The sequence below is a fragment of the Bacillus sp. JJ864 genome (assembly GCF_036963045.1).
In the GTDB taxonomy this organism is placed as follows: domain Bacteria; phylum Bacillota; class Bacilli; order Bacillales; family Bacillaceae_G; genus Bacillus_A; species Bacillus_A pseudomycoides_C.
Map to the genome: position 1 here is coordinate 1 of NZ_JBALLY010000090.1, position 10,049 is coordinate 10,049.

A 10,049-nucleotide genomic window follows, 5' to 3' on the forward strand; every position below is an offset into this window, starting at 1 on the left:
TGATTACTTTCCATCATCGACATTACATTCTGTAGTTGACTGTTTTCCATAATTGGCATCACGTTTGGCATTTGGCTGTTTTCCATGATCGGCACCGTAACATTAGGTGGGAGTACTTGCGGGATTTCTTTTGTCACATCTGGCATAACAACATGACTTACATTTTCTTTCTTCACTTCTGGGGCAACGACATTACTTACATTCTCTTTCTTTACTTGTGGGGCTACAATATTACTTACATTTTCTTTCTTTACTTCCGGGGCAACAATTTTACTTACATTTTCTTTCTTCACTTCTGGAGCAACGATATTACTTACATTTTCTTTCTTTACTTCTGGAGCAACAATTTTACTTACATTTTCTTTCTTCACTTCCGGGGCAACGACATTACTTCCTTTCATTTTATTTACTTGCGGAGCAATTAAGTCGTTCCCTTTTTTAATAATATCTGCAATTTTATATCCTTTTGCGGGTTTAACCGGTGATTGCGGTGGCTGTGGTAAAATGTTTACGGAAAATTTTGTGCTCTCTTTTTGTTTCTCCGCTTTACTAACAGTCGGTTGCTTTTCAATAATAGGTTGTTTTTCCACTGGTTTCTCTTTTTGGATAGGTTGCTCCTTTTGCACTTCTTTTTGTATAGGCTGTTCTTTTTGCACTTCCTTTTGCGCTTTTACTTGCATTTCCTTCTGCACTTTTTGTACTGCCGGCTGTTCTGTAATCGGCCCAGCTTGCGGAGTCATTTCTTCCTCTTCTTCTATACCAAGCGTTTTCGGTGTTACTGGAAATTCCTTTTGCTGTACTTCTTTTACATATTTTTTTGGAGGGACTGAACCAGCACCTGGATTTTTTTTAATTGGAACACCGTTAGATGGTACTTTAATTTTCATGCCTGGCATAATTAAATCTGGATTACTAAGCTGTGTATTCGCTTGTTTCAATACGTCAAAATCCACCCCGTACTTTTTCGCAATTTTCCAAAGGGTATCCCCTTTTTGCACGATATGAATTTTCAAATTTTCCCCCTCCTGTATAACTTATCTATATTGAACTCCCCCCACTTATTGGTTACCGCCACTTGAAGTGGGGGATTCCAGTACCTCTTGCTCCGATGACAACAGGTTCCGAAACCTCCTCCGTTCAACAAGAGAAGCTCTCTATACCATCAATCCGAAGTATCCATAGATGACCCATCTCCGCCCCTGTATAAGCAGACAAAAACGGGTATAAACACAATGATTGCTTCACCACAATGTATGCTCATAAAAGCAAAATTATGTACAAAAGAAAAAGCAACGGAAATCCGTTGCTTTTATACTCGCTCTAACATTCTGTTTAATGCAAGTACCGCTTCTTCCGTTACTTTTTTATCTACTTCAATTACATTTACATGTTCACCGCGCAAGGTTGCTTCCAGTGCCCATAGTAAATGTGGTAAATCGATACGATTCATCGTTAAGCATGGACACATAAATGGATTTAATGAAATAATTTCTTTATCCGGGTGCTGCTGAATAATACGATTAACTAAGTTCATTTCTGTACCGATTGCCCATTTGCTTCCAGACGGAGCTTTTTTAATCATATCAATAATATATTTTGTTGAGCCTGCATAATCAGAAGCTGCAACAACTTCATAACAACATTCCGGATGAACAATAATATTCATATCCGGATGATTTTCCCTTACACTTTCAATATTTTTCAAAGTAAAATTTTGATGAACGGAACAGTATCCTTTCCATAAAATCACTTGAATATCTTCCATATTCCCATCATATTCTAACGAATCTGTATGTGGATCCCAAATTGCCATTTTTTCTAACGGTACACCAAGGTCATATGCTGTATTACGTCCTAAATGCTGATCAGGTAAGAATAAAATTCGCTCTTTTTGTATAAACGCCCATTTTACCATTTCTTTCGCATTCGAAGATGTAACTGTCGCGCCGCCGTTTCGGCCGCAAAACGCTTTAATCGCAGCTGTTGAATTTACATAGGTTAATGGAAGCATTGTCTCTCCAAATAATTGTTGTAATTCCTTCCAAGCTCGCTCTGTTTGTTCAATATCAGCCATATCAGCCATAGAACAACCAGCTCGCATATCAGGAAGAATAACAATTTGTTCATCTGTTGTTAGCATATCAGCTGTTTCTGCCATAAAGTGAACACCGCAAAATACAATATACTTTGCCTCTTTATTACGCGCTGCTACTTGGGCAAGCTGCAAAGAGTCTCCTGTTGAGTCTGAAAACTGAACGACCTCATCTTTTTGGTAATGATGTCCTGGTATGAAAAGCTTTCCCCCCAACTTTTCTTTAATCTCACGCACACGCGCTTCCATCTCTTCGATTGACATTGTTCCATAACGCTTTGGTAACATCGTTTCAATCGGTTGCACTGTTTCTAAAATATTCATCAGTGAAGTCCCCCTCTCCCCTCAATCACACTTCAATATTGAAACTAATATCTACCGCTTTAACAGAATGCGTTAACAACCCTAACGAAATGTAATCCACACCCGTTTGACCATACTTTGCTACATTTTCCATCGTAATCCCGCCCGAAGCCTCTGTAACAATTGCGCTTGGAACGAGCTTACAATATTCACGTACTTCTTCTGGCGTACGATTATCAAACATAATAATGTCTGCTCCGGCAGAAACTGCTTCTAATACTTGTTCTTCCGTCTCTGTTTCTACTTCTACTTTCACCATGTGTCCCAGCTGTTCTTTCACCGCTGTTACCGCTTTTGTAATCGACCCAGCAAATGCAATATGATTATCTTTAATCATGACACCATCATATAATCCGAAACGATGATTATAACCGCCGCCGCATACGACGGCATATTTATCAAACATACGAAGCCCTGGCATCGTTTTTCTCGTATCACAAATGCGTGTATGATTGCTCCCTAATGCTGTTACCGCTTTTCTTGTCATCGTCGCTACACCGCTCATACGCTGAATAACATTTAACACAACACGCTCAGCTGTTAATAAAGACGCAATCGGCCCCTGTACAGTAGCAAGGATATCTCCGTTTGTTACTAAGTCCCCGTCTTTTCTATGAAGTGTGACTTCAATTCGATGATCTAATAATGCAAAACCTTCCTTAATCACATCTGCTCCTGCAAACACACCTGTATCTTTGACAAGAAACATTCCCTTTGCTTGCAGATTGTTTGGAAAAATAAGCTGCGATGTTACGTCTCGCTCCCCGATATCTTCTAGAAAAAATTGTTTCAATGCTTCTTTTACTTTTAACGCATTCATAGTACCCCTCTTTTCTTACGCGAATCGCAACATATTTCTTCTCATCACAATTTCGTGTGTCTTATTACTACGATTTGGAAAGTCACTGCGATAATGACCGCCGATACTCTCTTTTCTTTGCAGTGCAGCTTTTGTTAGTAACTGACAAACTGTTAACATATTGATAATTGTTATTTCCTCATTTGTAAGGTTTTCATACGGAAACAGTTTGTTATATGTTCCATATTGTTCTAACCATTGCTTCGCATACAATAAACCTTCTTCTGTGCGAACAATTCCAATGTAATTCATCATCATCTCTTGTATTTCTTCTTTTTTTGGTAATTTGATTTGTTGTAAATCACCTTTCGCTATTTCATTGTTACCCACGATTCGCGGCCTACTATTTTCTAAAATGTGTTCTCCGACACGTTTTCCAAATACAAGGCCTTCTAATAATGAATTACTCGCAAGGCGATTGGCACCATGTACACCATTACATGCCACTTCGCCAACTGCATATAAACGATTAATTGACGTTTCCCCGTCACAATTTGTTTTTACACCGCCCATATGAAAATGAGCGCCTGGTACAACTGGAATAAAATTATCCTGAATAGCCACGCCATGTCTTTCACATAAAAAAGCGACCGTTGGAAACCGTTCTTCAAAATTTGCAATAGATGATATATCTAAGTGCACCGTTTCACCCGCTAACATTTGTTCATGAATGGCACGCGCAACTACATCACGCGGCGCAAGGTCTTGTTGTTCATGAACATTCGTCATAAAGCGCTCTCCTTTTCCATTTCGAAGAATAGCTCCTTCTCCGCGTACCGCTTCTGATACAAGGCCGCAGCAAGCTCCATTTACATGCAACATTGTTGGATGGAACTGTACAAATTCTAAATCAACAAGCTCTCCGCCAGCTCGATATACCATCGCTAAGCCATCACCTGTAACAGTACAATCATTAGAAGTAAATGCATACAGTCCTCCAATACCGCCTGTTGCCAATACGACACTCTGTGCGTAATACTTTTGTATATTCCCTTCACTATCACGTGCTACAACACCGTGACAAGTTTGATTTTCTATTATAAAATTCAAGACCATTACGTGTTCAACAACTGTTACATATGGAAGTACTTGCTCTGCAAGATGCGCTAATAAATTTTTCCCGGTTGCATCCCCGCCTGCATGTAAAATACGCCTTGTTCGATGCGCTCCTTCTTTTCCAAGATGCAGCCCTCGTTCATCACCATCAAAGCGCATACCGTTATCTAATAATGTTTGCATTTCTCGCGGCCCATGCTCTACTAAATAGCGAACCGCTTCCGGATTGTTATAATGGCATCCTGCTGTAAGCGTATCTTCATAGTGATTGTCTGGATGATCAGTTGAAGCAACCGCAGCTGCAATCCCGCCTTGTGCTAAATTTGTATTGTTGTTTCGCCCTGTTTTCTTTGTGATAATCATCACATTCTTTTCGTGGCAAATGGTTTGTGCAACGCGCAGCGCCGCAACCCCGCTTCCGATAATTAAGACATCTGCATTTGGCATTTTCATTGCCCCCTACTTTACACTTTTCAACTGTCTTGACACCTATATTTACATATATTTAAAATAATAACAAGAACTTTTTAGAAAACGACAAGAAAATCTTATACAGAAAGGGCTATACTCTATGATATATATGGACTATGCTGCAACAACACCTATGAGTAAAGAAGCGTTAGAGACATACACAAAAGCTGCTGAACGTTATTTTGGAAACGAACAAAGCTTACACGATATTGGCGGAACTGCCTCCTCTTTGTTGCAATCTTGCCGCCAAACATTGGCGACGATGATCGGCGGGAAAGAACAAGGTGTTTTTTTTACGAGCGGCGGATCTGAATCGAACTATCTTGCCATTCAATCATTACTAAATGCTCAGGGCGGCAAGCATATTATTACAACACCTATGGAACATGCATCAATCCGAAATTATTTTCGCCTTCTTCAAAAGCAGGGCTATGAAATTACTGAAATTCCGGTTGATTGCTTTGGCATGATTCAACTTGACGAACTCGAGCGTGCGATTACAAAACAAACCGTACTTGTAAGCATTCAACATGGAAACTCTGAAATCGGCACGCTGCAACCAATTGCTGAAATTGGAGCTATTCTCAAAAAACATAACGTCTTATTTCATACAGATTGCGTACAAACATTTGGAAAAATACCGATTCATGTAGAAGAAATGAATATTGATAGCCTCTCTGTTTCAGCGCATAAAATTTATGGGCCGAAAGGAGTCGGCGCATGCTATATCAATCCGAAAGTTCGTTGGGGAGAAATGTTTCCAGGAACCTCTCATGAAAGAGGATTTCGCCCCGGCACCGTGAATGTCCCAGGCATCACTTCGTTTATTACAGCGGCGCAGCACATACTACAAAACTATCAAGAGGAAATGGGCCGTTTACAGGAATACCGAACATACTTTATCCAGCAATTACAAGCTCTTTCACCCGAAATACAAATTGAAGGTCATTCTACTTCTTGTTTACCGCATATCATTGGGGTTACAATAAAAGGAATAGAAGGTCAGTATACAATGCTAGAGTGCAATCGCCGCGGCATTGCGATTTCAACAGGAAGTGCTTGTCAAATTGGAAAACAAGAGCCTTCTAAAACGATGCTTGCGATTGGCAAAGAATATGACGAGGCGAAGCAATATGTCCGTTTTTCATTGGGACAGCAAACAACAATAGAACACATCGATGCAACGATTCATGCAATTGCAGAAATTAGAAATCAATTCAATAGAGGTGTTAATAGAAAATGAATCAAAATGAACAAAAAAAGATTTTAGGTGAGGAAAGAAGACAGCTCATTTTAGAATGGCTCCTCGCTGCAAATAAACCATTGTCCGGCAGTGAATTAGCAAAGAAAACAAACGTAAGCCGTCAAGTTATTGTACAAGATATTTCTTTATTAAAAGCACGAAACGAACCTATTATTGCAACAGCGCAAGGATATTTATATTTGAAACCGACAGAAAAACAACATACATTTGAACGTATCATCGTTTGTCAGCATCAGCCAACAGAAGTTCGTAAAGAACTCACGCTGCTTGTAGACCATGGCGTTACAATTAAAGACGTAAAAGTGGAACATCCAGTATACGGAGATTTAACAGCTTCTATTATGGTAAGTAATCGCTTTGAAATTGAGCAGTATTTAAGCAAGATTGAAAAAACAAATGCAACTTACTTATCACAGCTTACAAATGGGATTCATTTGCATACAATTGAAGCAGATTCGCTAGAAAAGTTAAATGCTGCTTGTGAGGCATTAGACCGGGCTGGATTTCTTGTTCATTAAAAAACGCACAGAGAATTTTACTTTCTCTGTGCGTTTTATATTTTCATCATGCTACAATAGAAAAATAGTGGGAAGGGAGAAAAAATATGGGAATCGAACTTATTCATTTTAGCATCGGAAAACCGAAAACAATTCAATATGCAGAAGATAAAGAAATGACAAGCGGCATTTGTAAACAGCTTGTGGAAGATGCTTTTTTATCAAAAGATGGATTTCGAGGAGACGGTGTTGCGGACTTACGCTTTCACGGCGGACCTGATCGTACCGTTTGTGTTTATCCTTATGAACATTATGATTTGTGGGAAAACGAGTTTCGTACATCGCTTCCTTCATCTGCATTTGGAGAAAATGTAACAGTTACACATATGCTAGAACAAGATGTTTGTATTGGAGACATTTATCAGCTCGGAGAGGCAATTGTTCAAGTAACGCAAGGAAGAATTCCATGCAGTACAATTTCGAAACGACTTGGCATTCCTGGCATTTTACCTCGCATTGTCGAAACTGGCTACACAGGATATTTATGCCGCGTTCTACAAGAAGGAACGGTTCGTAAAGATTCACAAATTACATTACTCGAACGTCATTCGCACCAAGTTTCCATTTTATTTGCAAACGAAATCTATTTCCGGGGACAAAAAGATATAGAGGGAATGAAAAAAATTATTGCCGTTCCTGAACTCGCAGAAGATTGGCGAAAACCATTAATGACACGACTTGAGAAATTAACTTAAAGAATCCCAATGCATACGCAATGGGATTCTTTTTCATACCCAATAAGATGAATAACTCCCAAGTAATGTAACCGAAAAACCAAGTGCTTCTAATTCCATTCTCACTCCTGGGAGCAGAACATCATCATACTCTTTTTCGACATCAATTAAGAAAAAATAATTGCCAAGTCCTGTTTTCATTGGACGAGACTCAATTTTGGAAAGGTTTAATTTCCTCCATGCAAATGCGGATAATACTTGATATAATGCTCCTGCATAGTCTGAAGGTAATGTTATCATAAGTGTTGTTTTCGTCCCACGGTGCTCTCCATTTCTCGGTAATTTCACGTGCTCGTTCTTATGTAATACGAGAAAACGTGTATGATTATTTTTATGCGTATGAATATCATGCTGAACAATAGATAATCCATACTTTTCTGCCGCAGCCTCATTGGCAATTGCCGCAATTTTTTCCTCTGGATGTTCCATCACAAACTGTGCGGCAGCACTCGTTGATGTCATATCCCGCACGGTCACACCTTTTAATTCTTGATTCAAAAACTTATGACACTGCGCAATCGCATGCGGATGAGAATGCACCGCATATACATCTTGCCAACGCCTTGCGTGTTGCGGATGAACGAGTAAATGTTGCTGGACAGGTACTGTAATTTCACCAACAATCGGCAGCGTTTGCTCATGCACAAGATAGTCAATCGTAATATTGACAGAGCCTTCAATCGCATTTTCAAGTGGGACAACTGCAAAATCAACAACCTCATTTGCTGCTGCATCTATACAATCTGGAATCGTTCTATATGGTACATGTTCAGCCTCAGGAAAGAAGCGACTCACCGCCATATTTGTAAATGTTGCTTCTGGTCCTAAATAGCCAACTCGAATCGTCATCTTTTCCCCTCTTTTTCGTTTTCTTACTGTTATATCATAAACACCTCTATTCTTCTACTTGTTTTTCGAAAATTACAACAAAAAAGACTAGCAAGAGCTAGCCGATATGTTTCATGTATTCTTTTTGCGCAAAGAAGAAATAGAATATACATGCGATGAGATAAATAGCAATAACCTCTAAAACGAGCCAAGATGATTTCATAAAAAAGGTCTTTTGGCACGTATGTAAAGCAACTGCACTATGTACGCTTCCTAAAAAAACTGGGAAAAAGAATAGAATCCCTAATTGCACACGTGAAATCTTATCTATTTCTTGCTTTGTCATTCCGATTTTCAAAAGAGCTCGATATTGCAAGCGGTCATATTCAATATTATGAAACCATTTAAAATAGACTGTGCTACAAGACGCTAGAAAAAAGAGGATACTAATGAACGAGCCAACAAATAACACTAGATTCCCTCCGTCTTTCGTTGCCTTATATATGTACATATTATTACGAATTACTGATTCTGTCCCTTTTAAAATGTGAGATTGTAATTCTTCACCTAATCTTTCTGTATTGTTCCAATCTCGTAAATCATATCCGTTATATACATATTTTTCGTGATTAGGAACTTGACGAGAAATCTTCTGAAAATCTTGATTGTGCATAACGAGGAATCTTCCGCTCCGCTGACTTGTATCACTATTAAAGGCATTCCCTTCATATGCTCCGTTATATGTAAAGCGATATGTTTCCCCTAGTACTTTAAAATGTATATATTTCTTAGGATACTTAGGAAGAAGATCATAATTACTATAATAAATAAATGTCACTGTTCCCTCTTTCGGATGAATCTCCTTCTTCGACTGCCTTTTTGCTTCTCTATTATATTCATCTTCTCCAATCACAGTTGCATAAGACTCTTTACCAGAATCCAATTGAAATGTTGCTGGGATTCCAATAAACGTTACGTAACGAAAATCATTGACACCATGCTTACGAAACAACTTTTCAACCGTTTCTTTTTCCATTACTTCTTTAGAACCAGTCCCTTTTTCGACATATGAAAAAGCATGCGGCTGTTCATAGCGAAATAGTTCTCTCGTATTTGAAAAAAACAAATAAACAGAGCCTGTCGCCGTTACTACTATCGTTGTTAATATAGATAAAATAAAGAAAAATCGCCGATTGTCTTTCACTGTATGTAACAACTGATTGATAACGAATAAATACGGATAGCGATACATGACACTCTGTCTCTTTTTAATTCCTTGTAATACTTGAATCATGCTATGCGTACATACAAAATACGTTCCAACTGTTGTTAAAATAGAAACAGGTATAAAATAAAGAGCAATGTTCTCCATCGTCACTTTTGTTGTTAACCAATAACTGATACCTATACAGGCGAAACCAAACCAACAAAGCCACTTCTTACTTCTCGTTTCTTTTTTTCCTTCTTGCATTTCTTTTAATAAATGAATAACTTCTATTTTCCATATGCGCAGCGCACTAAAAATGGATAAAAGAAGAAAGATAACCCCATATGTCATCATCGTTATCACAATCGCTTTTGAACTAAGCACAAACGGCAATTCAGTCGGCATATTAAGTAATAAACTAAAAATCATAAAAAATAGCTTTAAAAATAACGTCCCAATCCCAATGCCGAAAAAGCTCGCGAGGAAGCCCACTACCATTTGCTCCATGATCATCATCCATATAATATTTACTTTCGTAGCTCCCATTAATATGAATAGCCCAAATTCTTTTTTTCGAGACTGTATAAAGATCGAACTAGAATGGTTCTTACGCTAATT

General features: G+C 38.5%; 9 protein-coding genes. 3 read left to right on the forward strand and 6 right to left on the reverse strand.

All coding sequences use genetic code 11. From position 1 onward, the window contains the following. The 4 genes from safA to nadB all read right to left on the reverse strand — a co-directional run. On the reverse strand, positions 1–1,013 hold a 1,013-nt coding region (gene safA / locus V7024_RS14890), incomplete at its 3' end, for a SafA/ExsA family spore coat assembly protein (protein ID WP_335521298.1). A 296-nt stretch (positions 1,014–1,309) separates the two neighbouring features. Continuing rightward, positions 1,310–2,416 (reverse strand): quinolinate synthase NadA, encoded by a 1,107-nt coding sequence (gene nadA, locus V7024_RS14895; protein WP_335521300.1) that lies wholly within the window; start codon positions 2,414–2,416, stop codon positions 1,310–1,312. A gap of 25 nt (positions 2,417–2,441) precedes the next feature. Further along, positions 2,442–3,275: a carboxylating nicotinate-nucleotide diphosphorylase gene (gene nadC / locus V7024_RS14900; protein ID WP_335521302.1), complete on the reverse strand. Its 834-nt coding sequence runs from the start codon at positions 3,273–3,275 to the stop codon at positions 2,442–2,444. Positions 3,276–3,290: 15 nt separating this feature from the next. Beyond that, entirely contained in the window at positions 3,291–4,817 is a 1,527-nt protein-coding gene (nadB, locus tag V7024_RS14905) for an L-aspartate oxidase (RefSeq protein ID WP_335521304.1), read from the reverse strand. Positions 4,818–4,941: 124 nt separating this feature from the next. Here nadB and V7024_RS14910 point away from each other — a divergent pair, with 124 nt between their 5' ends. The 3 genes from V7024_RS14910 (at position 4,942) to V7024_RS14920 (ending at position 7,357) form a co-directional block, all read left to right on the forward strand. Then, the gene (locus tag V7024_RS14910) at positions 4,942–6,084 is read left to right on the forward strand and encodes an IscS subfamily cysteine desulfurase (RefSeq protein WP_335521306.1); all 1,143 of its coding nucleotides are present in this window, start codon (positions 4,942–4,944) and stop codon (positions 6,082–6,084) included. Then, on the forward strand, positions 6,081–6,623 hold the full coding sequence (locus V7024_RS14915; RefSeq protein WP_335521309.1) for a transcription repressor NadR: 543 nt from the start codon (positions 6,081–6,083) through the stop codon (positions 6,621–6,623). Before V7024_RS14910 ends, V7024_RS14915 begins: the two co-directional genes overlap by 4 nt. Before the next feature lie 86 nt (positions 6,624–6,709). Next, entirely contained in the window at positions 6,710–7,357 is a 648-nt protein-coding gene (locus V7024_RS14920; protein ID WP_335521311.1) for an MOSC domain-containing protein, read from the forward strand. A 33-nt stretch (positions 7,358–7,390) separates the two neighbouring features. On the opposite strand, the gene pheA is transcribed toward V7024_RS14920, so the two are convergent. Then, entirely contained in the window at positions 7,391–8,245 is an 855-nt protein-coding gene (pheA, locus tag V7024_RS14925) for a prephenate dehydratase (protein ID WP_335521313.1), read from the reverse strand. A 97-nt stretch (positions 8,246–8,342) separates the two neighbouring features. Then, complete coding sequence (locus V7024_RS14930) at positions 8,343–10,022, reverse strand: ABC transporter permease (RefSeq protein ID WP_335521315.1); 1,680 nt, start codon at positions 10,020–10,022, stop codon at positions 8,343–8,345. Positions 10,023–10,049: the final 27 nt, after the last annotated feature.

What these genes read in the sequence shown, in the direction of transcription:
- nadA (WP_335521300.1), bottom strand. Translation starts at nt 2,416, where the DNA reads ATGAATATTTTAGAAACAGTGCAACCGATTGAAACGATGTTACCAAAG.
- nadC (WP_335521302.1), bottom strand. Translation starts at nt 3,275, where the DNA reads ATGAATGCGTTAAAAGTAAAAGAAGCATTGAAACAATTTTTTCTAGAA.
- nadB (WP_335521304.1), bottom strand. Translation starts at nt 4,817, where the DNA reads ATGCCAAATGCAGATGTCTTAATTATCGGAAGCGGGGTTGCGGCGCTG.
- V7024_RS14910 (WP_335521306.1), top strand. Translation starts at nt 4,942, where the DNA reads ATGATATATATGGACTATGCTGCAACAACACCTATGAGTAAAGAAGCG.
- V7024_RS14915 (WP_335521309.1), top strand. Translation starts at nt 6,081, where the DNA reads ATGAATCAAAATGAACAAAAAAAGATTTTAGGTGAGGAAAGAAGACAG.
- V7024_RS14920 (WP_335521311.1), top strand. Translation starts at nt 6,710, where the DNA reads ATGGGAATCGAACTTATTCATTTTAGCATCGGAAAACCGAAAACAATT.
- pheA (WP_335521313.1), bottom strand. Translation starts at nt 8,245, where the DNA reads ATGACGATTCGAGTTGGCTATTTAGGACCAGAAGCAACATTTACAAAT.